The organism is Neisseria sp. 74A18, assembly GCF_001308005.1.
Taxonomy (GTDB): Bacteria; Pseudomonadota; Gammaproteobacteria; order Burkholderiales; family Neisseriaceae; genus Neisseria; species Neisseria dumasiana.
The window spans coordinates 1-20,859 of the sequence record NZ_LGZA01000039.1 but is presented as its reverse complement, the minus strand read 5'-3'; the positions used below and the strand labels follow the sequence as shown (position 1 = coordinate 20,859).

Here is a 20,859-nt window from a genome sequence, read left to right as displayed (position 1 = left end):
AACAAACGGATTTCCGCAACATTAGTGAGCGGGAAATACGCAGGGTTCAGGATGAGCCGAACCACCGGCCAAGAAAAACACTTGGCTATGAAACGCCAAGTGTTTTATTCTTGAATCTCTTCCAACCTCTACTGCCTGAGTGTTGCACTTGAAATTCGAATCTAAGGGCCTCTTCTTTAATATAAAGAAAAAGTCTAACTTGAGAATATTGCAAGTTTACTTCACTTCGCTGGCTGTATGCTCCTGTTGGATTTTTTCTACTCTTACCGCCTTACTTTCAACGGCTTCAGTTTGGTTAGAGCGGGCTGCATTCGGAACCACGGCACCCTGCGCTTCTGCATTGGCAACCGCATCGGTGTTGGATTGTTTCACATTCCCGCCAACCGAAACGATATCCGCCTGCTCCGGCTTGGGAGCCACTTGCTCGGTAACCATACCTGAGCCTTCTTCATTTACCGAAGGAAAGAACTGCCATACTCCCACGGCTACGGCCAGCACACTCGCCGCTACTGCAAAGCCACCAAACATACAGTTTGCCGCTCTGCGGCGTTCCTGACTGCCTGTAATCTGTACGGTAGTTTGAGCTTGTGTTTGTTGTTTTGCAGCAGCCAATTGTTTGATTGCCGCAGAACATTCCTCTTTAATGAATTGTGCATCTGTCTCCAAGCTTGGCTGGGCACGTTGCATGCAGTCGCGAATGATGTGAAATTCACGCCACTTTTGCCGTGCTTCGTCATCTGACAACAGTTTGTCAAGCATTTCATCTGACAAACTGTCATCATCCATGGCGGCAGAGACAAATTCATAGTCTTTGTTTTGGTTCATTTTATTACCACCTTTGGTCCTCAGACGTATCCAACAACGGCCTTAAATCTTTAGCGATTACCTCGCGTGCTCTGAATATCCGCGAGCGAACGGTACCGATGGGACAGTCCATAATCTGAGCAATTTCCTCGTAAGACAAGCCGTCCATTTCCCTGAGAGAAATGGCTCTCCGTAAATCGTCCGGCAACTTGGTAATTGCTGCTTCTACAGTTTCTAATATTTCCCTATTCATCATCTCGGCTTCAGGTGTGTGATCATCAGCGAGCTGATTGGCTAAATCGAGAACATCCCCTTCATCATTGGCAACATCCGTGCTGACGAAAGGCCGCTTTCCGGAAGTTGCCAAAAAGTTTTTGGCTGTATTGATGCCGATGCGGTAAAGCCATGTATAAAATGCACTTTCTCCGCGAAAGTTTGGCAATGCCCTGTAGGCTTTTATGAGGGCTTCTTGTGCAACGTCGTTGACTTCGTGCTCGTCTTTGATGAAACGTGAGAGCAGTCTGTTCAAACGGCGTTGGTATTTAGACACCAGCAGCTCAAACGCCCGGTGTTCGCCTTTTTGCGCCCGCTCTACCAGTGCCTGATCGATTTTCCGATCATTCATACTTAAACCCTTATAATCAAATAACCAACACAGAAAAGGCAAAGCGTGCATTGCAATACTGTGACACTTTACCTTTGCTTTGGTTCCAAAACGAACTGATTAAATTTGCTAAAGACGACCATAGAGCCGTTTCGGCAGCCATAATGAACGCTTACCAGAATATTGGCAATAGCTATGCAACGGTTTTGACTGTCGGTAACAATCGGCCAATACCTTCTTACAAATGGCGGCACTTTGTATTCTTGTAAAATTTTCCAAACATTTTTACGACCAACGGCAAGCTCGATAACATCATCGGTATTTGCAGCACGAATCACACAACTCTCTTCCAACATTTCTTCACATATTCCAAACAAACGGCTATCAAGAGTAAAACCGTTTTTTAAGAGAATATCTTTCAGACGGCCTTTATCGGATTCTTCGTTTCTCAGCCAAGGAAACGCTTGCTCCCACCCGTTTGGGCAGGCAAACAAGCGTTGCCGGTAGGCATACATTTTTCCTTTAGGTAACGACCACTCTCCTACGGGATTTTCCGCGGCTTCCAATATACGGGAGAAGTTTTCTACACTTTCCGAACGCGGAATACCCAAATCATTGAGCTTTGCATGGTGAAGCAGTTGCTGGAAACGCCGCGGCTTGCTCAACAGTTTCCAGCGTTCGATATCAAACAAGCCGTTCTCGCAAACAGCGGCATAATCTTGTTCTACAATTTCGTTTAATACTGCCAATTCGTTCTGCAAAGATTGAATGCTGCCGATGATATGCCTGTCGATATTCGGTATTCTCTGCCGCCACACAGGTAAAGCTTCATTCCGCAGCCAGTTTCTCAAAAACGCAGAATCTTCATTGCTGCCGTCTTCTATATGGTTCAAGCCGTTTTCTAAAGCATATTGTTCTAATGCGGCACGCGGGATATCCAACAAAGGCCGCCAGATGTGCACATCGGCACTTAACGCCCGCAAAGCAGGCATTGCCGATAACGCCCGCAAACCGCCCCCGCGCAAGGCCGCCAGCATGAAGGTTTCCACTTGGTCGTTTTGATGATGAGCCAATGCCACCACTTTATTGAGGCCGTCTGAAAACACGCGGTAACGCTGTTTACGCGCTTCACCTTCAATCCCTAAACGGCTGTTGGGTTTGACTGTTACATGCTCCACTCGAAGCGGCACGCCTAAAGAGATGCAGTATGTGCGGCAGAAATCTGCCCACTCGTCGGCTTGTTCGTTTAAGCCGTGGTGAACATGAACGGCTTTCAAAACAATGCCCCGTTGTTCGCGCAAGGCATTCAAAACATGCAGCAGCACTACGGAATCTACGCCGCCGCTCAAAGCCACTTCGATAATTGTTCCTGCTTTGAAAGATTCGGGCCAAGCCGTATTGACATGCTGCACCAGCTTATTTGACGGTGCAGCCGCTTGCGAGGAAAAAGCAAAATCAGAAAAATCCATAGAAATCTATATTTTCAGACGGCCTTTATGCTAAGCCGTATTGTCGGCTAGCCCGCAAACGGATTATTTGCAAGCTATAAAGCCAAACCACTTATTTCGATAACGGTTTCGTCATACTCAGGTCAAGCCCGAGTATGACAAGCGTACTATTTTTAAGTTGACGGCTATACATGAAAACGCGCGGCTCGTCCTACCCATCGGCAACGGCGTTAAGCCGTCGCTCGTGCGGTTGCTTTATGAGAGAAGTCCAAGTCTGCGGTATTGATGATTTCCTGAACGCCCCAACCGATGCGCCGTGCATAATTGATATCGTTCATGAGGGAAGAGGCTTCCCAACCGCTGATCTGTTTGTTGCGCAGTTTAACCAATGTTCTTCCCCTGAATGTTTCGAGCGAATCGATATGTTTGGCCAACGACGCCACTTGTTCGAACCATTTTTCACTCTGCACGGGTAAGGCGGTAATTTGGCGGAACAGAACCAAAGTTTTGAACACATGTTTTCGCAAGCGCACATAGTCTCGGGCTGCGGCAGAATCCGGCTCTTGCAGATAACGCTGCATATTTTTTTGCAGGTGCTTGCTTTCTTTAACGATTTCTACCATTTGAAACGCTGCCATATGCGCGGTAGCCAACTCTTGGTTTTGCTCTTCGCCCTCGATGTCGATTTTACTGGTGAAATCCAGCAATTCGCTGTAAAGCGGTTTGATTTGGGATTCGTAATAAGCTTGAGCATCCAAATGAAGGGAGCCGCGGGGAATGGCAAGGTCTTGCTCGGCATCCCAATCTTCTTCATACAATTTGCTTACCGGCACAAATAAAGCATGGCAAATAACCTCCAAGCTCACCGCATTCAGATGGCCTATTTCTTTAAATACCGCACGCAATGCCGTATCGCCCGAGCGCAGCATGTTGTGGCTCAAATAAAGCGCACGCACCGGCGTACGGTTGTCTTCCGGTAAGAAATAAGACGAAGTTTCGGCTTTTTCCGGCAGCCATTTCATCAATTGGTCTGCCAAACGGTTTTGTACCTTCCAAAATACCGCCAAGCCTAAGCCGTTAAACAATGTATGAAACAAAGCCAATTGAAGCAGGCTGCCCATGCCGGTCCATTCTGCCAGCAAGGTAACGAATTTGGTTAGCGGCAGCCACAGCAACAACGACAACACCGCCGTTACCACGTTAAACAACAAATGCGCCAATGCCAGCCGCTGACCGCTGCGGTCGCTGCCGAGCATACCCACAAAAGCGGTAGAAACGCTGCTGCCCACATTAGAACCGATGGCAATGGCGAAACCTTGTGCCACTGTGATTTGGCCTGCCGACAATGCCGCTAAAGTAAGAATCAGCGTTGCATGGGAAGACTGCAACACAATGGTCAACAACAAACCGATGGCACTGAATACCGCGATTTCCATCACTCCGCCGGCTTTGATGGCCGACAAATCAACTTGCCCCCCCAAAGCGTTAAAGCCGTCTTTAATGGCATCGATACCCAAAAATATCAACGCAATGCCCACCAAAACCCGACCGATGGTTTTGGTTTTTGCATTTAAAAACCCTGCGAGAATACCGAATACCAGCATAGGCACCGCAACCGGGCTCAAACTGATACTCTGCCCTGCCAAAGCCAACAGCCAGATACCGCTCGTTGCCCCCAAGTTGGTACCCAAAATAACGGCTATACCGCCCGCCAAGGTAATCAAACCCGTGCTTAAAAACGCAATCGTCAGCAATGAAACCAGCGTGCTCGATTGAAGAATAAAGGTGGCACCGATACCGAAAAACAAACCCTTAGCCGGAGTGGAAGTGCTTTTAGCCATCAGCTTTTCCAACGTTCCTCCTGCCGCATTGCGCAAGCCTTCTTCAATACACTGCATACCGAAAAGAAAGAGAGCCAACCCGTAACACAATTTCAGCCACGGCCCGCTATACCAAAAACTGTATGCCAAAACCAAAACCACTAAAACGGCCAGCACCGGCTTCCACAGGCTGCGGATATTGTGAGGCATCTTTAGATGTTTGTTGATATTTTTGATATTTGCTATATCCATGTTGCTTCTCTGCTCTCTTTTATGTTTTTCTGTTTTTTGCGTTTTTTCCCCACGGATACGGTTGGGGTTGGTTCAGTATTATAGTGATTATTTTAAAAATACCGGAAAAATATAGCGGCACAGACAATATAGGCAAAGGCCGTCTGAAAATGTTCAGACGGCCTTGAATGTCAAATCTGACTCAGCTCAACCTTAAAACGCCACAAACTGAGTAGGATTCACAGGCTTGCCGTTTTGACGGACTTCAAAATGCAGTTTGGTGCGGTCTGCATCGCTGCTACCCATACGGGCAATGGTTTGACCGCGTTTGACGGTTTGTCCTTCTTTAACCAGCAGGTTTTGGTTGTGGCCGTAAGCCGTTAAGAAAGTCTGATTGTGCTGAACGATAACCAAGTTACCGTAACCGCGCAAACCCGAACCGGCATAAACCACTTTACCGTCGGCCGCAGATACCACCGCCTGCCCCGCAGAGCCTGCGATGTCCACACCTTTGCTGCTGCCGCCGAACTGGGTGATGATGTTTCCGGCGGTCGGACGCTGCCATGTAACGCCTGATACAGTGCGGATGCTGCCGGTGGAAACGGTGGGCGTTCTGGCCGCCTCTGAAATTTGCGGGCGCGGAGAAGAAGTGCTGGATACAACGGGAGCGGGTATTTGAGGTTTGGCCGATGCCGTTACCGCCGGAGCCGTGTAGCCTGCCGGTTTAACACGCAAAACTTGGCCTACACTGATGGTGTTGTCGGCCAAATTGTTCCATGCACGCAGATTGTCTTGGGTGATTTGGTAACGCTTTGAGATATTGTAAACCGTATCCCCGCGCACAACCGTGTGGGTGGCGGCGTTAATATCAACAGGCGCATTGGAAGGTATGTATGCACCGCCGCCCGCAGCTTGGGTTTGTACTGCTGCGGGCGGTGTGTAAGGAGCGGGAGCTGCGCCCGTTCCTGCCGCATTCGGGTCGTAAGGTGTTGCACCGTATGGATTGGTCTGCCCTGCTCCGGCGGAAGCGGAACCCGCCGTGCCCGATACTACGGGTGCTGCGGGCTGTTGGAGCCATGAACAGGCGCCCAACATTAAAATTAAAGCTGCCGAACCGGTGCGGAATGCGGTTTTTTTCAACATATCTTCTACCTTCTGTCTGTATTTTGAATCGCGGCATATCATAAAACAAATTATGCCCGGCTCTCAAGTCTTTACGATTTAAGTATCCATACCGCTGACCAGCGGTACAAAGTTGGCTTCCTGTACGCAGGTTTCACGGTATCCCTGCGGTGTTTTTTCAATCAGCCACAAATACTGCACGCCGCCCTCGTCAAGCGGTAATACCATACGCCCGCCGACGGCAAGCTGCTGCAAAAGCGCCAGCGGGATTTCTGCGGGCGCGGCCGTAACCAATATGCCGTCGAACGGGGCGACTTCGGGCAAACCCAAGTAACCGTCGCCGCACACCGTACGGGCTTTGGCCAACAATCCGGCCGCGCGCAAATGCTGCTTGGCACGTTCGTGCAAGGGGCGGAGACGCTCCACCGAATAGATTTCCGGCAGGTCTAACGCCAGCAAAACAGCCGTCTGATAGCCGCACCCCGTGCCGATTTCGAGTACGCGCCGCATATTTTGCGATGAACCGCCCAACAGCAGCTCCGTCATCTTGGCCACGGTATAAGGCTGGGAAATGGTCTGCCCCAAGCCTAAGGGCAGCGACATTTCATCGTAAGCGCGGGTTTGCAGGGCTTCTTCAACAAAAAGATGGCGCGGCACACGATCCATGGCCTGTAAAACCCGCGTGCCTATGCCCATTCTCGCCAAACGCTCTATCATACGGCGGCGGCGGTTTTCAAAGCCTGTCCAGTTTCCCTGCATTACGGCATCACTCCCTGCCAGAAATCTGCCACTTGGTCCATTTTTTCGTAATCGGTCAAATCAATCTGCAACGGCGTAACGGTGATGTAGCCGGCTTCGCTTTCGGCAAAATCGGTGCCGCCGTTGCGGTCGGAAATATCGCCTATCGGGCCGATCCAATAAACCGATTCTCCGCGCGGGTTGCGTGCCGGCACGATGCTTTGCACATGATGCCGCTTGCCCAAACGGGTGATTTTGCAGCCTTGGATATCTTCGGGTGCCACGGCGGGAATGTTCACATTCCATAAAATCGGCTGTTTGGGCGGATTTTTCAGCAAGTGTTCCAACATAATCCAAGCGGCTCTTTCGGCGGTTTCCCAATAGCGTCCGCTGAAATCGTTTAATGAAAATGCAACCGCAGGAATACCCAACAAATAAGCCTCGGTTGCTGCGGCTACCGTGCCGGAATATAACGTGTCGTCGCCCATATTGGCACCGTTGTTGATGCCGGAAAGCACCAAATCGGGCTGAAACTCAGGCAAAGCATGCAAAGCCAGATGAATGCAGTCGGTCGGCGTGCCGCTCACATAATAAAAGCCGTTGTCGGCCTCTCGGATGCGCAAGGGGCGGTCGAGCGTAAGCGAATTGCTGACCCCGCTGCGGTCGCGCTCGGGCGCAACCACGCGCACGTTGGCAAATTCTGCGGCCACCCGCGCAAGTATGGCAATGCCCGGGGAAAGATAGCCGTCGTCATTACAAATCAGAATATTCATGGTTTCCCTTATTTTCAGACGGCATCAATTCTACCGACTGCGGTTATCGGTGTCTATTTTGCCAATAGTCGGTTTTGCAGGCATAATTTTTCAGCTGATAAATTTATCAGGCAACCGTTAGTAAAAAAATGATAGATTATGATTTGATTTGAAAGTTGCAAGTGAAAACATGAAAGTAGAAAACTATACTCCTGATACATTATTCACCCCTATTGGCCCATATAGCCACTTCAGCCGTTCAAACGGATTCATTCACATTTCAGGCACGCCTGGAGTCAATCCTGCAACAGGGCAATTGGCGGGAAATGATGCCTACAGCCAAGCTAAACAAATTATTTTGAATTTCAACATCATGTTGCAATCTATAAACCTTGACTTAAGTCATGTTACCCATGTGCATGTTTTTTTGAAAGATGTAAATGATTTTGCAGAAATGAATCGCGCTTATAGTGAAGTTTTCAAAAACCATTTGCCTGCTCGCACCGTTATATGTGTAGCAGATTTACCGAAAAAAGACGCCTTGATGACAATGAATGCCATTGCCGCAGAATAAATAAATTATTCAGAGAAGCTAACATTCATTGTAATTGTTCACAATCTAAATAAGCCGTCTGAAACAGGTATAATCCCGCCAAACCCTAACGGAACTGCTTTAAAGATGAACCACGAAATCCTGATTATCGGCGGCGGGTTGGTCGGGGCCGCCGCCGCAGTCGCCCTCAAACAGCAAGGGCGGGATGTTGCCCTGCTGGAAATCCGCCCTCCCGAAACCGATTTCGCCAAGCTCGAAACCGGTTGGGACGCACGGATTTACGCCATCAGCCCAACCAATCAAAGCCTGCTCCAATCCTTAGGCGCGTGGCCGTCTGAAAGACGTATCCAGCCCGTTTCACGCATGGACGTTCGCGGCGACAAAGGCGGACGCATCGAGTTCACAGCCGCCGACATCGACGCACCCCGCCTCACCTGCATCGCCGAAAACCGCTGGCTGCTCGCCGGCCTGTGGCAGCAGATCCGTGCTTTAGCAATACCCGTGATTACCGAAGCCGCTGAAAAACTCGAAACCAACGTTCAGACGGCCTCGCTAACCCTTAAAAACGGTGAAACGCTGCAAACCAAACTGATTATCGGCGCAGACGGTGCCAACTCATGGGTGCGCAGCCAAGCAGGCATCGCCGTTAAAGAAGACCCCTACCGCCAGCACGGCGTAGTCGCCAACTTCCGCACCGAGCAAGACCACCACGGCACCGCCTTCCAATGGTTCAAAAACGGCGACGTGCTTGCCTACCTTCCGCTGCCCGACAAAAAAATTTCCATCGTTTGGAGCACCCGTGAGCCTGAAAAACTCACCGGCCTCAGCCCCGAAGACCTGGCCGCCGCCGTTACCGCGCAAGGCGAAAACGTACTCGGCCAACTCTCACCGCTCTCCCCCGCCTTCGCCTTCGATTTAATCCTGCGCCGCCCCCAATCCACCGTAGCCCAACGCATTTTACTGATGGGCGATGCCGCGCACACCATCCACCCGCTCGCCGGACAAGGCGTGAACCTCGGCTTCGGCGACGTAATCGAATTTGCCCGCCTCAGCCGCAACGCACCCGATGTCGGCGCACACCAGCTTTTGAAACAATACGCCCGCAACCGTTTGGAACCCGTCCGCACCATGCAGCTCGGCTGCGACGGCCTGTTTCATCTGTTCAACGAACAACACCTCCCCGCCCTGCCCTGGCTGCGCAACAACGGCCTGAATCTGGTCAACGCCGTGCCTGCCGTTAAAAACCGCTTGATCAAGCATGCGATGGGGTTGTGAATTAAAAGCCGTCAACTTTTATTAAGGCCGTAATGAATAAGGCCGTTTGAAAATGATTTTTCAGACGGCCTTATTCAACATCATCTATTTAAACGGATGATTCGATATATAAACCTTAGGTTTATCTTCTAACTTGAAATTATCTTGAATCACTTTTTCAATATACACTTTGCTATCAGCCGCTTTGATGCCTAAATAAATTTCCTGCAATTCATCTATGATGTTTTCCATTTCAACAAACACATGTTCTTTATCTTTTTCCGTTTGTACAACCTCTGCGTTCAACGGCGAAACATAAAAACAGCGACACTCCTGCTCTTCTTTAAAAGCGTAATGCTTGATTAAAAATGATAAAGGCAAAATAATATCGTCAACTACTTTCAGTATTTTTATTTTTTCTTCACTGTTTGCGCCCACAGATTTTAATGACTTCATCAATTTACCATAACAAGTAAACAGTTTTTCAAAATGTTGAGTAATATTTGCTGTGATTGCATTAATCACATTCAAATAACTTTGGTATTCCACTGAGGTTTTTCCAGTTCCCAACATAAAACTGGATTGGTCTGTGTGGGAAACGCCGATAATCCATTTTTCAGTACTTGTTTCACATAAAGATTCTGGTTCTAAATAGATACAACGGTAAAGTGGTAGCTTTCCAAGCTTTGGTTTCAGTATTTTATTTCCATCACTTTCAGAATGTTTAGACTCAGGCAGTTCACTTTTTTCTTGTTTCTCTCCCATACTTTTAGCATCAACATCTTTAGATTCAGGCTGGCTTATCAATACTTCAGAGAATCTGTAATTTTTGACCTGTTTAAGGAAATAATCTTGCTTAAAAACCAAACTTAAACCGCTGGCTTCAATATTGTCACTTTTTCCATAAAGACGAAATTGATTCAGTGAATTGAAGTTAAAGGAAAAGCTTTTGATAAAACAAAAATCCTCTTGTTCCCTGTGCGTTACATTAGCAGCAATCCGATTATTCAAAATATCAGTCAACAGTTTGCCTTCTGTAGGGTCGTTCATAAACTGCAAAGGAATCAAACGCAAAGCTTGTTTACCTTCCAATAAGCTGAATGCCCAATTTTTATTAATATAATGAGCAACTTTTTGTTCATTATTATCTAAGAATTTAATATGTAAAGTATCAATAATTTGATATATAAGACCCCATAAAGCAATTATATTGGCCTTAACCTTAGTTTGTTTTTTATCTTTAATAACTGCAATAACTGCATATATATCTAAAATCTGCTTCAATATAAACTTTGAAGTTACATTAAGTTTATCAAAAATATTCTGATATTTTTCTGCGATATTTATGAATCTATTCAATTGCTTATCTTCTTCATACTGAAGAAGCATAAATATATCTTTATGTATCATTGATTCAAAAGCATTATTTACTGAAGTATTATTTTGTTCTGCTGCTTTTCCATACCACTCCGCTGCCTTGCTGTCACTCTGCTCTACACCTAAACCTTGGTCGTAGCACACGCCTAAATTGAATTGGGCTTTTACATGACCTTGTTCCGCCGCTTTTTCGTACCACTCCGCGGCCTTGCTGTCGCTCTGCTCTACACCTAAACCTTGGTGATAGCGCACGCCTAAATTGAATTGGGCGTCTACATCACCTTGTTCCGCCGCCTTTCCATACCACTCCGCGGCCTTGCTGTCACTCTGCTCTACACCTAAACCTTGGCCGTAGCACACGCCTAAATTGAATTGGGCGTCTACATCACCTTGTTCCGCCGCCTTTCCATACCACTCCGCGGCCTTGCTGTCACTCTGCTCTACACCTAAACCTTGGTCGTAGCACAGGCCTAAATTGAATTGGGCTTTTACATGACCTTGTTCCGCCGCTTTTTCGTACCACTCCGCGGCCTTGCTGTCACTCTGCTCTACACCTAAACCTTGGTCGTAGCACACGCCTAAATTGAATTGGGCTTTTACATGACCTTGTTCCGCCGCCTTTCCATACCACTCCGCGGCCTTGCTGTCACTCTGCTCTACACCTAAACCTTGGTGATAGAGCCCACCTAAATTGAATTGGGCTTCTACATCACCTTGCTCTGCAAGTTGTTTTAATTGATTGATTTCATTTTCAGTCATTATTAGTTTTCCGCTTAGTAGAAAATGTTTAAAGGTAAAACTATAACATTATATTTGGAAAAATCATGGTTAGGATTTCTCGATGAATATGTAATAAAAGCCCTGAACACTCAGGGCTTTTTGTTTTGTGAAACGGTTTAAACCGTTATTCCCACTCAATCGTGGCAGGCGGTTTGCCGCTTACGTCGTACACCACGCGGTTGATGCCGCGTACTTCGTTGATGATGCGGTTGGACACTTTGCCGAGCAGCGAATAAGGCAGTTCGGCCCAATGTGCGGTCATGAAGTCGCTGGTAACGACGGCACGCAGCGCCACCACATATTCGTAAGTGCGGCCGTCGCCCATCACGCCGACGGATTTTACCGGCAGGAACACGGCAAAGGCTTGGCTGGTGAGGTCGTACCATGAAGTGCCGTTTTCATCGAAGGTATTGCGCAGCTCTTGGATGAAAATATCGTCGGCACGGCGCAGGAGATCGGCGTATTCTTTTTTCACTTCGCCGAGAATGCGTACGCCCAAGCCGGGGCCGGGGAAGGGGTGGCGGTAAACCATTTCGCGCGGCAGGCCGAGTGCTACACCGAGTTCGCGCACTTCGTCTTTAAATAAGTCGCGCAGCGGTTCGAGCAGCTTGAGGTTGAGGGTTTCGGGCAGGCCGCCGACGTTGTGGTGGCTCTTGATGGCGTGGGCTTTTTTGGTTTTGGCACCGGCGCTTTCGATCACGTCGGGGTAAATCGTGCCTTGTGCCAGCCATTTGGCGTTTTGGCGTTTGCCGGCTTCGGTTTGGAACACTTCTACGAATTCGGCGCCGATGATTTTGCGCTTTTGTTCAGGGTCGGTAACACCGGCGAGTTTGCCCATAAAATCGTCGGTGGCATCAACGTGAATCACGTTCACGCCTAAGTTGCGGGCGAACATGTCCATCACCATTTGGCCTTCGTTCAGGCGCAGCAGGCCGTGATCGACGAATACGCAGGTGAGTTGGTCGCCGATGGCGCGGTGGATCAACGCGGCGGCTACGGAAGAATCCACGCCGCCGGACAAGCCGAGAATCACTTCGTCGCTGCCGACTTGCTCGCGGATTTTGGCCACGGCTTCGTCGATGTAGTTGGGCATCGTCCAGCTGGGTTGTGCGCGGCAGATGTCGAGCACGAAGCGGTTGAGCAAGGCACGGCCTTGTTTGGTGTGGGTTACTTCGGGATGGAATTGGATGCCGTAGAATTGTTTTTCGGCGTGCTCCATCATGGCAACGGGGCAGCTCGGTGTATCGCCGATGATGCAGAAGCCTTCGGGCAGCTTGGATACTTTGTCGCCGTGGCTCATCCATACGTCGAGTGTGTTGGGCTGGCCGTCTGAAAGGCCGCGGGTCAGTTCGCTGTCGATGGTTTTCACTTGGGCGTAACCGAATTCACGTTGGTCGCCGGGCGACACTTCTCCGCCGAGATGGTGCGCCATAAACTGCATGCCGTAGCAGATGCCGAGCACGGGAATGCCTAAATCGAACAAACCGGTATCGGCCTGATAATCGGAGTTGTAAACGGAATTGGGGCCGCCTGAAAGAATAATGCCTTTGGGATTGAAGGCTTTAATGTCTTCCAAAGGCATATCGTAAGAGTGCAGTTCGCAATAAACATGGGCTTCGCGCACGCGGCGGGCGATGAGCTGGGTAACTTGGGAGCCGAAATCGAGTATGAGGATTTTGTCTTGGTTCATGGCAATTTCTTCGGATAGGGTTTTGCGGTGCAAACTATAAAAAAGCAGGCCGTCTGAAAAAGGCGTTATTGTATCATTTTTTCAGACGGCCTGACGGGTGTTTTGCAGTAAGCGGGCAGGTTTAACGCTCGGGCAATTTGGGGTGCTTGTAAGGTACGATACTGCTGCGGGAAAGCAGAAGCAGGCAGCCGAGAACCATCATGCCCAGAGCAATCAGCGGCGAGTAGCCGAGCAGGTATTGGCTTTTCAGATACACTGCGGCACCGATATAGACCAACAGCGGCCCGGATACGACGGATTGTTTGTTTATGCCGTCTATCAGCAAAACGGCAATACCGCCTATGCACAAACCGGCGGCAATCAAGGTGGCGGTCGGCGGCAGGATGCCGGTGGTTTTGAGAAACCAAACCGCGCCCGCAATAATTAGAAACAAAGGCAAAGCAAGTGACGAATGGCGCATGTTTACGCTCCGAATGTGTTCAGACGGCCTGCATTATTGTTCCGTGCAGGCCGTCTGAAAAGGGGCAGGCGGAAATTATTGCGCTTTTTTACCCAGCAAGCGCGCAACAATCCCATCGGTCTGTTTTTGCAAATCGGGCGAACGCAGGTATGCCTGTTCGCTGTTGACGTTGTAGCCGAGCGAAGCAACGCTGTAATCGGGCGTGCGCAGAATCATGGTAATTTTCTTAATGGTTTGCGGGCTGCCGGCAGAAATATAGCGCAGGTTGTAACGGCATTCCGGCTGGTAAAGACGCTGGCGGTTATTGGCCATATCCACAATTTCCGATGCAATGCCCTGTTTTTGCAACGAACGGGCAATCACTTTTTCCAAACCGTAAGGCGTGCGTTTGGCATTCGGAATAATACAGATGCGTTTGATGTTCTTCAATTCGTCCGCCCGATTTTCGGCAACGCTGACTTTGGTCGTACCGCACGCGCTCAACGCCAAAGCCACCAGAGTGAAAGATAAAGTTTTGTGTTTCATCGTATTTCCTTTGCAATGTAAATCAAGTGTTCAAAAATTCTCGGCTCAGGTTTGAAACCTGAGCATGTGTAAACGACCCTTAGCCTGCGTGTTTCATCAAGCGTTGTTTCTCGCGTTTCCAATCGGCTTCTTTCATGCTTTGGCGTTTGTCATGCTGTTTTTTACCTTTCGCCAAGCCGATGTCCATTTTGATTTTACCGCGGTGGTAATGCATGTTTAACGGCACAATGGTATAACCGGCGCGCTCGGTTTTGCCGATTAATTTGTTGATTTCGGATTGTTTCAGCAACAGTTTGCGCTGGCGCACGGGATCGGGTTTAACATGGGTAGAAGCCGTGGGCAGCGCGGTGATATGGCAGCCCACCAGATAGAAAGCATCTTTTTTCCAATGGATATAGCTTTCTTTCAACTGCACACGGCCGGCGCGGATGGCTTTGACTTCCCAGCCTTCCAACACCAAACCGGCTTGGATTTGGTCTTCGATGAAATAGTCGTGAAACGCTTTTTTATTGTTGGCAATACTCATAATGATGTTTCAATTGAATGATTTTCAGACGGCCTATTCTAGCAGAAGGCCGTCTGAAAAAAGAAATGGTTATGTATTTGGCGCAAATTCAGGGTAGCTCAAAAAACCCGAACACACGAAAACCGCTCTACGGTTCGGCCTTCATGCACCACCGTTTGGGCAAACATTTCGGCAGGACGCACCCATAAGCCGTAATCACCGTAGAGCGCGCGGTACACCACCAACTCTTCTTCCGTTTCGGAATGCCGCGCCAAACCGACCACTTCATAAAGATTGCCTTTATAGTGGCGGTAAATGCCCGGCCGGATACGCATACTCATGATTGCCCGCCCGATTCGATATACTGTTGGTAATAACGCCCTATTTCGAGCATAGCCGCCCGATGTTGCGGCCTGAGATCGGTTTTCCAATCGGCAAGACGTATCAGAACCGCATCTTCCTCTTCCGCCAACGCACATGCCGGCGATTGATGGCTGCCCAGATAAGCAATTAACTCATCGATTTGCCGCAAAGCAGTTTGATATTCTTCGTAGGCGTTCGGCATAACAGGGGCCCGTGTTGCAAAGATAAAATTAAAATAAAAAAAGAAATGGCAGGTTTTGCAACCCGCCATTAAGATAGTGATCAGTTACCGGGTTTTCCGGCAATATCTGAATTAAGCAGCCTGAATATTAGCAGCTTGTTTGCCTTTAGGGCCGGTGGTAACGTCGAAAGAAACGCGTTGGCCTTCTTTCAAGGTTTTGAAACCTTCCATGTTGATCGCAGAGAAATGAGCGAACAGATCTTCGCCGCCTTCATCCGGAGTGATGAAACCAAAACCTTTAGCGTCGTTAAACCATTTAACAATACCGGTTGCCATTGAACTTCCTATACTAAAAAAATTAACAAAAAACAGCAAATTCAGGCAACGCTGAAAACCTAAAAGTTTCGAGTTTCTCCCAAACTATTATGCTTTATATTGGATGCCAAGCTCTGCCTAAGAAGGCTTTTTACCTATGTTAAGGTGTGTAGTCAAGTAGTGTTTGGGAAAAAAGTCAAAATTTATTAAAATAAAGCAAAAAACAACATAAACCGCCTCCAAAAAATTCTTTAAAGATTTAATATGACCAACTACGACACCCGGCACAATACAGACACGGAAACACTGAACCGCAGCCGCATATCGCCACCCAAACGCTACGGCGTGTATCTTCTCAACGACGATTACACGACCATGGATTTTGTTGTTAAAGTATTAACAGAAATATTTATGATGTCCGAAGAACGGGCAGTGGCCGTGATGCTGCTGGTTCACCACGAAGGCAAAGGATTGTGCGGCGTTTACCCGCGCGATATCGCCGAAACAAAACAACAGCAGGTCATGCGGCTGGCACGCGAAGAAGGCCACCCGCTGCAATGTACCGTTGAGGAGGTTTAAATGATTTCAGCTGAGCTTGAACAGATTTTACAAACAATCTACACCGATGCACGCAGGCAAAAATATGAATTTATCAGCCTTGAGCATCTTTTGCTGGCATTGATAGAGCAAAACGACGAAGTGCACGACGTATTGAGCAAATGCGGCGCCGACTGCGGCGTGCTTTCGGAACAGCTGATCAGCAGCATGGTCGATAACACGCCCGTGCTGCCCGAGCACTTGTTCGACAAAACCGAAACCCAGCCTACCTTGGGCTTCCAACGCGTGTTGCAGCGGGCGATGGTTCATGCCCAATCGGCCGGAAAACAAAGCGTGAAACCTTTAGACGTTTTAGTGGCGCTCATGAGCGAAACCGACAGCCATGCAGTGTATTTTTTACAATTGCAGTCTGTTACCCGCTACGACATTCTGCGCTGTTTGGCGCACGGCGTGCCGTCTGAAGGAGCATCCTACAGCGAGCAGCAAGACGACGAAAGCAATGCGGCCGAGCGTGAAAGCAGCGACGCATTGGCATCCTACACCGTCAACCTGAATGCGGAAGTGCTGGCCGGACGCATAGACCCGCTCATCGGCCGCCGTGCCGAAATGGAAAGACTGATACAGATTTTATGCCGCCGCCGGAAAAACAACCCCATTTTGGTCGGTGAGGCGGGCGTGGGCAAAACCGCGCTGGCCGAAGGCTTGGCGCATCTGATCGTCAAAGGCAGCGTACCCGAAACATTGCACAATGCCGTAGTGTTTTCGCTGGATATGGGCGCATTACTCGCCGGCACCAAATACCGCGGCGATTTCGAAGCCCGGATAAAGGCCGTCTTAAAACAACTGGCCAAGATACCCGGAGCCATTCTGTTTGTAGACGAAATCCACACCATCATCGGCGCAGGCAGCACATCCGGCGGCACCATGGATGCTTCCAACCTGCTGAAACCCGCTTTGGCCAAAGGACAGTTACGCTGCATAGGTGCCACCACTTACGACGAATACCGCACGATTTTCGACAAAGACCACGCCCTAAGCCGACGTTTCCAAAAAATCGACGTCATCGAACCCAGCATTGCCGAAACCGTACAGATTCTGCGCGGCTTAAAACCGATGTTTGAAGATTTCCACCAAGTGCGCTACACCTCCGGCGCGCTCGAAGCTGCCGCCGAACTGTCGGCACGCTATATCAACGAGCGTTTTCTGCCCGACAAAGCCATCGATGTGATGGACGAAGCAGGCGCGGCGCAAAAGATTCTGCCGAAATCGAAACAGAAAAAAGTAATCGGTAAAGCACAAATCGAAGCGGTGATTGCCAAAGTAGCCCGCATTCCCGAAAAAACCGTTTCCCACGACGACAAACAGGTATTGCAATATCTGGCGCGCGACTTGAAAAACATGGTATTCGGCCAAGACAACGCTATTGAAGCGCTGGTGGCCGCCGTGAAAATGGCGCGTTCCGGCTTGGGGCAACCCGACAAACCCATCGGCAGCTTTCTGTTTTCCGGCCCCACCGGCGTGGGCAAAACCGAAGTTGCCAAACAGCTTGCCTATTCATTGGGCGTGCCGCTGCAACGCTTTGATATGTCGGAATATATGGAACGCCACGCCGTATCGCGTTTAATCGGCGCCCCGCCGGGCTATGTCGGTTTCGAGCAGGGCGGCCTGCTCACGGAAGCAGTAAACAAACAACCTTTCTGCGTGCTGCTGCTCGATGAAATCGAAAAAGCCCATCCCGATATTTTCAACGTACTGCTGCAAGTGATGGACTACGGCAAGCTGACCGACAACAACGGCAAGAGCGCCGATTTCCGCAATGTTATCCTCATCATGACCACCAACGCAGGTGCGGAAAGCTTGAGCAAACCGGCTATCGGCTTTGCAGGCAAACGCCAGCGCGGCGACGAAATGGAAGCCATCAACAAACAGTTCACGCCGGAATTCCGCAACCGTTTGGATGCCATCATTCCCTTCGCGCCTCTTGATACGCAAGTTATCGCCAAAGTGGTGGATAAATTCCTGTTGCAACTCGAACAGCAACTGCTGGATAAAAAAGTGGAAGCCGAGTTCACTCCGGCATTGCGCCGCTACTTGGCAGAGGAAGGCTTCGACCCGCAAATGGGTGCCCGCCCAATGGGTCGCTTGATTCAAGAAAAAATCCGCAAGGCACTGGCCGACGAGCTTCTCTTCGGCAAACTTGCAGACGGCGGTTTTGTGCGCATAGATTGGGATAATAAAAAATCCGAAGCGGTTTTGAAATTCAAGAAAAGCCCTTCCCCCAAAGAAGAAGCCGCACTGTAAAACCGCATCGACTTATTGCCGGAAACTTTGGGAAAGTCAGTAGCGATTGCAGACTTTCGTCTTTAAAGGTCAATGCGCAGAGCCGGATGGCTGTTTGGGAAGGGCCGGAGCGAACCCCACAAAGCCCGTTTTCAGACGGCCTTTGGCTTTTCAGGCCGACTCTCGGGTTGGCTGTCTGAGTTTTGCAAGGTTCTGCCGGTATCCATCAGGCCGAGACCTTTGCAAACCCCCATCTGCGGCGCATTTCTGCGTTGTGCGCTGCCCGCTCGTTTGCCCATCTGTATGATATGTCTGCACTCGCTGTGCTGCTACGCCTTGAACTACATCATCCACATCTGGGGGTTTTGCAAAGGTCTCAGGCCGTCTGAAAAATATTTTCAGACGGCATCATACTGTTTTCAAAACCTCTTCAAAAGTTTGAACCGTGCGTTCGATGTTCTGCAATTTATCCAAGCCGAACAGCCCTAAACGGAATGTTTGGAAATCACCCCTTTCGCTGCATTGCAACGGCACGCCCGAAGCAATCTGCATACCGCGCGCAATAAAGGCTTTGCCGCTTTGAATATCGGTATCGGTGGTGTAGCTAACCACCACGCCGGGAGCTTCAAACCCTTCGGCGGCTACACTGGGGTAGCCGTGTTCGGCAAGTAACGCCCGTATTTTGCCGCCCAATTCGGTTTGCGCGGCTTTCAGCTTATCGAAACCGACGGCTTCCGCTTCTTTCATCACATCGTGCAATTTGAGCAAGGCATCGGTAGGCGGAGTGGCATGATAGGCATGACCCCCGTTTTCAAAAGCCTCCATGATTTGCAGCCATTTTTTCAAATCCAGCGTAAAACTGTCAGACTCGGTGGCCTGCACTTTGGCATAAGCAGCTTCGTTCAACATCACCAAACCGCAGCACGGAGAACCGCTCCACCCTTTTTGCGGGGCGGAAATCAACACGTCGATGCCGAGTTTTTCCATATCGAGCCAGATACAGCCCGAAGCAATACAGTCGATAACCAGCAAACCGCCAACCGCATGGGCGGCCTCGGCCAGCTTCTGAATATAGCTGTCGGGCAGCATGATGCCCGAAGCCGTTTCTACATGCGGCGCGAACACAACCGCAGGCTTGTATGCGGCAATTTCCGCACACACTTCCTCAATCGGTGCAGGTGCAAACGGCGCTTGGGTTTCATCAGCAGGCTGCTTGGCCGTCAACACCTTAGTATCGGCGGCGATGCGGCCTTTTTCGAGAATCTGTGTCCAGCGGAAGCTGAAAAAACCGTTACGCACAATCAAACATTTTTCGTCGCGGGCAAGCTGGCGGGCAACCGCTTCCATGCCCGACGATCCGCTACCGGGAATCACGGCGACATGTTCGGCGTTATAGACCTTTTTCAACGTGGCGGAAATATAGCGTAAGGCCGTCTGAAACTTTTGCGACATGTGGTTTAAGGCACGGTCGGTATAAACCACCGAATATTCGAGCAAACCGTTTTCATCAATGTCGGAATGCGGCAAAGTCATCATGTTTTCTCCTTTTTTAATTATTCGGATGAAATCAGCATGCGGCAACAAATATGGCAAATAACCTTATTTTTGATACAGGCAGCAAGGCAAAGCAACGACGTAGCATAAATAAAATTTATTTGTTATAGAAAATAAACCCGCTCTGCATGAACTTATCCGATTAAATGTTTATACAGATACAGACCTTACCGATGGTAGCATCATCAAAACTCGATGTACAAGGCCGTCTGAAACGCTCATTGTTTCAGACGGCCTTCTGTCATACCTATATTGGGTAAGATTATTCGTTCTGATATATTTCAGTTTAAATAAACGCATCCAATCCCGCTTTACTGATTTGAGAAAGTGCCACGATGACCCAAACCCAATCCTACCGTCTCAGCTTTTCCCGCTTCAGCCCGTCCCTCTCCGTCGTTTCCTTTACCGCTACCGAAGCATTGAATACCGCCTACCGTCTCGACATCGAACTCACTTCCACTGATGCCGACCTACCGCTGTCGTCGTACATCAACCAAGCGGCGAAGTTTACGGTGACGCCGGTAAGCTCTGATGTGTTGGGGTTGATTGAGGGAATGATCGCGCCCCAAGCGTTGAAGGAATGGAGCGGCATCATCACTTCCTGCGAGAAGCTGTCGGTATCGGCGGACGAGACCCGTTACCGCATGGTATTGGAACCCCGCATCGCCGCATTGAAGCACCACCGCACTTCGCGGCTGTTTCAAAACCAAAACGTGCCCGACATCATTGCTTCATTGCTGAAACATCACGGTTTTGCCGGTGTCGATTTCCGTTTCAACACTTCCCGCGAATACGGTGTGCGCGAGTATGTGACCCAGTATCAGGAATCCGACTTTGCCTTTCTCAACCGGCTGTGCGAAGAAGAAGGAATTTGGTACGCCTTCGAGCAGAATGCCCAATATGGCGATGTGGCGGTATTCGGTGACGATGCCGCCCATTATTTTC

General features: G+C 49.4%; 22 protein-coding genes and 1 pseudogene. 7 read left to right on the top strand and 16 right to left on the bottom strand.

The window, feature by feature from the left end:
* Positions 1 to 152 (top strand): annotated as a pseudogene (locus tag AKG43_RS12850) (IS30 family transposase); the annotation flags it as partial.
* A 64-nt stretch (positions 153 to 216) separates the two neighbouring features.
* Here the strand turns inward: AKG43_RS12850 and AKG43_RS10610 are convergent.
* From AKG43_RS10610 to surE, 7 genes are all read right to left on the bottom strand, one after another.
* Complete coding sequence (locus tag AKG43_RS10610; RefSeq protein ID WP_054600526.1) at positions 217 to 825, bottom strand: sigma-E factor negative regulatory protein; 609 nt, start codon at positions 823 to 825, stop codon at positions 217 to 219.
* 4 nt (positions 826 to 829) lie between these two features.
* On the bottom strand, positions 830 to 1,429 hold the full coding sequence (gene rpoE / locus AKG43_RS10605; protein WP_054600531.1) for an RNA polymerase sigma factor RpoE: 600 nt from the start codon (positions 1,427 to 1,429) through the stop codon (positions 830 to 832).
* Between the two features lie 68 nt (positions 1,430 to 1,497).
* Positions 1,498 to 2,877 carry a tRNA lysidine(34) synthetase TilS gene (gene tilS, locus AKG43_RS10600; RefSeq protein ID WP_054600525.1) on the bottom strand — a complete coding sequence of 460 codons (1,380 nt, stop codon included), beginning with the start codon at positions 2,875 to 2,877 and terminating at the stop codon, positions 1,498 to 1,500.
* 209 nt (positions 2,878 to 3,086) lie between these two features.
* Positions 3,087 to 4,886 (bottom strand): Na/Pi cotransporter family protein, encoded by a 1,800-nt coding sequence (locus tag AKG43_RS10595; RefSeq protein ID WP_369799577.1) that lies wholly within the window; start codon positions 4,884 to 4,886, stop codon positions 3,087 to 3,089.
* 234 nt (positions 4,887 to 5,120) lie between these two features.
* Positions 5,121 to 6,050: a peptidoglycan DD-metalloendopeptidase family protein gene (locus AKG43_RS10590; RefSeq protein WP_054600524.1), complete on the bottom strand. Its 930-nt coding sequence runs from the start codon at positions 6,048 to 6,050 to the stop codon at positions 5,121 to 5,123.
* 78 nt (positions 6,051 to 6,128) lie between these two features.
* On the bottom strand, positions 6,129 to 6,788 hold the full coding sequence (locus tag AKG43_RS10585) for a protein-L-isoaspartate(D-aspartate) O-methyltransferase (protein ID WP_054600523.1): 660 nt from the start codon (positions 6,786 to 6,788) through the stop codon (positions 6,129 to 6,131).
* Positions 6,788 to 7,540 carry a 5'/3'-nucleotidase SurE gene (gene surE, locus AKG43_RS10580; RefSeq protein ID WP_054600522.1) on the bottom strand — a complete coding sequence of 251 codons (753 nt, stop codon included), beginning with the start codon at positions 7,538 to 7,540 and terminating at the stop codon, positions 6,788 to 6,790. The genes AKG43_RS10585 and surE overlap by 1 nt, the downstream gene beginning before the upstream one ends.
* 169 nt (positions 7,541 to 7,709) lie before the next feature.
* Here surE and AKG43_RS10575 point away from each other — a divergent pair, with 169 nt between their 5' ends.
* The gene (locus AKG43_RS10575) at positions 7,710 to 8,093 is read left to right on the top strand and encodes a RidA family protein (RefSeq protein WP_082403069.1); all 384 of its coding nucleotides are present in this window, start codon (positions 7,710 to 7,712) and stop codon (positions 8,091 to 8,093) included.
* A gap of 105 nt (positions 8,094 to 8,198) precedes the next feature.
* Entirely contained in the window at positions 8,199 to 9,347 is a 1,149-nt protein-coding gene (locus tag AKG43_RS10570; RefSeq protein ID WP_054600520.1) for an FAD-dependent monooxygenase, read from the top strand.
* An 84-nt stretch (positions 9,348 to 9,431) separates the two neighbouring features.
* On the opposite strand, the gene AKG43_RS10565 is transcribed toward AKG43_RS10570, so the two are convergent.
* From AKG43_RS10565 to AKG43_RS10530, 8 genes are all read right to left on the bottom strand, one after another.
* Positions 9,432 to 11,462: a tetratricopeptide repeat protein gene (locus AKG43_RS10565; RefSeq protein ID WP_054600519.1), complete on the bottom strand. Its 2,031-nt coding sequence runs from the start codon at positions 11,460 to 11,462 to the stop codon at positions 9,432 to 9,434.
* A gap of 145 nt (positions 11,463 to 11,607) precedes the next feature.
* Positions 11,608 to 13,173, bottom strand: a complete 1,566-nt coding sequence (guaA, locus tag AKG43_RS10560) for a glutamine-hydrolyzing GMP synthase (RefSeq protein ID WP_054600529.1) — start codon at positions 13,171 to 13,173, stop codon at positions 11,608 to 11,610.
* A gap of 121 nt (positions 13,174 to 13,294) precedes the next feature.
* Positions 13,295 to 13,633: a hypothetical protein gene (locus AKG43_RS10555; RefSeq protein WP_054600518.1), complete on the bottom strand. Its 339-nt coding sequence runs from the start codon at positions 13,631 to 13,633 to the stop codon at positions 13,295 to 13,297.
* Positions 13,634 to 13,708: 75 nt separating this feature from the next.
* Complete coding sequence (locus tag AKG43_RS10550) at positions 13,709 to 14,158, bottom strand: hypothetical protein (protein WP_054600517.1); 450 nt, start codon at positions 14,156 to 14,158, stop codon at positions 13,709 to 13,711.
* A gap of 79 nt (positions 14,159 to 14,237) precedes the next feature.
* Positions 14,238 to 14,684: an SsrA-binding protein SmpB gene (smpB, locus tag AKG43_RS10545; protein WP_054600516.1), complete on the bottom strand. Its 447-nt coding sequence runs from the start codon at positions 14,682 to 14,684 to the stop codon at positions 14,238 to 14,240.
* 98 nt (positions 14,685 to 14,782) lie between these two features.
* A complete protein-coding gene (locus tag AKG43_RS10540; protein ID WP_054600515.1) occupies positions 14,783 to 15,004 on the bottom strand; it encodes a DUF1653 domain-containing protein in 222 nt (73 codons plus the stop codon).
* A complete protein-coding gene (locus tag AKG43_RS10535) occupies positions 15,001 to 15,228 on the bottom strand; it encodes a hypothetical protein (RefSeq protein WP_054600528.1) in 228 nt (75 codons plus the stop codon). The genes AKG43_RS10540 and AKG43_RS10535 overlap by 4 nt, the downstream gene beginning before the upstream one ends.
* 111 nt (positions 15,229 to 15,339) lie before the next feature.
* Positions 15,340 to 15,543, bottom strand: a complete 204-nt coding sequence (locus tag AKG43_RS10530) for a cold-shock protein (RefSeq protein ID WP_002217533.1) — start codon at positions 15,541 to 15,543, stop codon at positions 15,340 to 15,342.
* 243 nt (positions 15,544 to 15,786) lie between these two features.
* On the opposite strand from AKG43_RS10530, the gene clpS reads away from it, so the two are divergent.
* The 3 genes from clpS (at position 15,787) to AKG43_RS13420 (ending at position 18,749) form a co-directional block, all read left to right on the top strand.
* On the top strand, positions 15,787 to 16,101 hold the full coding sequence (gene clpS / locus AKG43_RS10525; RefSeq protein WP_054600514.1) for an ATP-dependent Clp protease adapter ClpS: 315 nt from the start codon (positions 15,787 to 15,789) through the stop codon (positions 16,099 to 16,101).
* A complete protein-coding gene (clpA, locus tag AKG43_RS10520; RefSeq protein ID WP_054600513.1) occupies positions 16,102 to 18,381 on the top strand; it encodes an ATP-dependent Clp protease ATP-binding subunit ClpA in 2,280 nt (759 codons plus the stop codon). It begins immediately after the preceding gene.
* 200 nt (positions 18,382 to 18,581) lie between these two features.
* Positions 18,582 to 18,749 (top strand): lipoprotein signal peptidase, encoded by a 168-nt coding sequence (locus AKG43_RS13420; protein ID WP_082403070.1) that lies wholly within the window; start codon positions 18,582 to 18,584, stop codon positions 18,747 to 18,749.
* 19 nt (positions 18,750 to 18,768) lie between these two features.
* Here the strand turns inward: AKG43_RS13420 and AKG43_RS10515 are convergent, their stop codons facing one another.
* A complete protein-coding gene (locus AKG43_RS10515; RefSeq protein WP_156300663.1) occupies positions 18,769 to 19,896 on the bottom strand; it encodes an aminotransferase class V-fold PLP-dependent enzyme in 1,128 nt (375 codons plus the stop codon).
* A gap of 353 nt (positions 19,897 to 20,249) precedes the next feature.
* Between AKG43_RS10515 and AKG43_RS10510 the strand changes: the two genes are divergently transcribed.
* The coding region (locus tag AKG43_RS10510; RefSeq protein WP_156300662.1) for a type VI secretion system Vgr family protein at positions 20,250 to 20,859 on the top strand (610 nt) is incomplete at its 3' end.

What these genes read in the sequence shown, in the direction of transcription:
- AKG43_RS10610 (WP_054600526.1), bottom strand. Translation starts at nt 825, where the DNA reads ATGAACCAAAACAAAGACTATGAATTTGTCTCTGCCGCCATGGATGAT.
- rpoE (WP_054600531.1), bottom strand. Translation starts at nt 1,429, where the DNA reads ATGAATGATCGGAAAATCGATCAGGCACTGGTAGAGCGGGCGCAAAAA.
- tilS (WP_054600525.1), bottom strand. Translation starts at nt 2,877, where the DNA reads ATGGATTTTTCTGATTTTGCTTTTTCCTCGCAAGCGGCTGCACCGTCA.
- AKG43_RS10595 (WP_369799577.1), bottom strand. Translation starts at nt 4,886, where the DNA reads ATGCCTCACAATATCCGCAGCCTGTGGAAGCCGGTGCTGGCCGTTTTA.
- AKG43_RS10590 (WP_054600524.1), bottom strand. Translation starts at nt 6,050, where the DNA reads ATGTTGAAAAAAACCGCATTCCGCACCGGTTCGGCAGCTTTAATTTTA.
- AKG43_RS10585 (WP_054600523.1), bottom strand. Translation starts at nt 6,788, where the DNA reads ATGCAGGGAAACTGGACAGGCTTTGAAAACCGCCGCCGCCGTATGATA.
- surE (WP_054600522.1), bottom strand. Translation starts at nt 7,540, where the DNA reads ATGAATATTCTGATTTGTAATGACGACGGCTATCTTTCCCCGGGCATT.
- AKG43_RS10575 (WP_082403069.1), top strand. Translation starts at nt 7,710, where the DNA reads ATGAAAGTAGAAAACTATACTCCTGATACATTATTCACCCCTATTGGC.
- AKG43_RS10570 (WP_054600520.1), top strand. Translation starts at nt 8,199, where the DNA reads ATGAACCACGAAATCCTGATTATCGGCGGCGGGTTGGTCGGGGCCGCC.
- AKG43_RS10565 (WP_054600519.1), bottom strand. Translation starts at nt 11,462, where the DNA reads ATGACTGAAAATGAAATCAATCAATTAAAACAACTTGCAGAGCAAGGT.
- guaA (WP_054600529.1), bottom strand. Translation starts at nt 13,173, where the DNA reads ATGAACCAAGACAAAATCCTCATACTCGATTTCGGCTCCCAAGTTACC.
- AKG43_RS10555 (WP_054600518.1), bottom strand. Translation starts at nt 13,633, where the DNA reads ATGCGCCATTCGTCACTTGCTTTGCCTTTGTTTCTAATTATTGCGGGC.
- AKG43_RS10550 (WP_054600517.1), bottom strand. Translation starts at nt 14,158, where the DNA reads ATGAAACACAAAACTTTATCTTTCACTCTGGTGGCTTTGGCGTTGAGC.
- smpB (WP_054600516.1), bottom strand. Translation starts at nt 14,684, where the DNA reads ATGAGTATTGCCAACAATAAAAAAGCGTTTCACGACTATTTCATCGAA.
- AKG43_RS10540 (WP_054600515.1), bottom strand. Translation starts at nt 15,004, where the DNA reads ATGAGTATGCGTATCCGGCCGGGCATTTACCGCCACTATAAAGGCAAT.
- AKG43_RS10535 (WP_054600528.1), bottom strand. Translation starts at nt 15,228, where the DNA reads ATGCCGAACGCCTACGAAGAATATCAAACTGCTTTGCGGCAAATCGAT.
- AKG43_RS10530 (WP_002217533.1), bottom strand. Translation starts at nt 15,543, where the DNA reads ATGGCAACCGGTATTGTTAAATGGTTTAACGACGCTAAAGGTTTTGGT.
- clpS (WP_054600514.1), top strand. Translation starts at nt 15,787, where the DNA reads ATGACCAACTACGACACCCGGCACAATACAGACACGGAAACACTGAAC.
- clpA (WP_054600513.1), top strand. Translation starts at nt 16,102, where the DNA reads ATGATTTCAGCTGAGCTTGAACAGATTTTACAAACAATCTACACCGAT.
- AKG43_RS10515 (WP_156300663.1), bottom strand. Translation starts at nt 19,896, where the DNA reads ATGATGACTTTGCCGCATTCCGACATTGATGAAAACGGTTTGCTCGAA.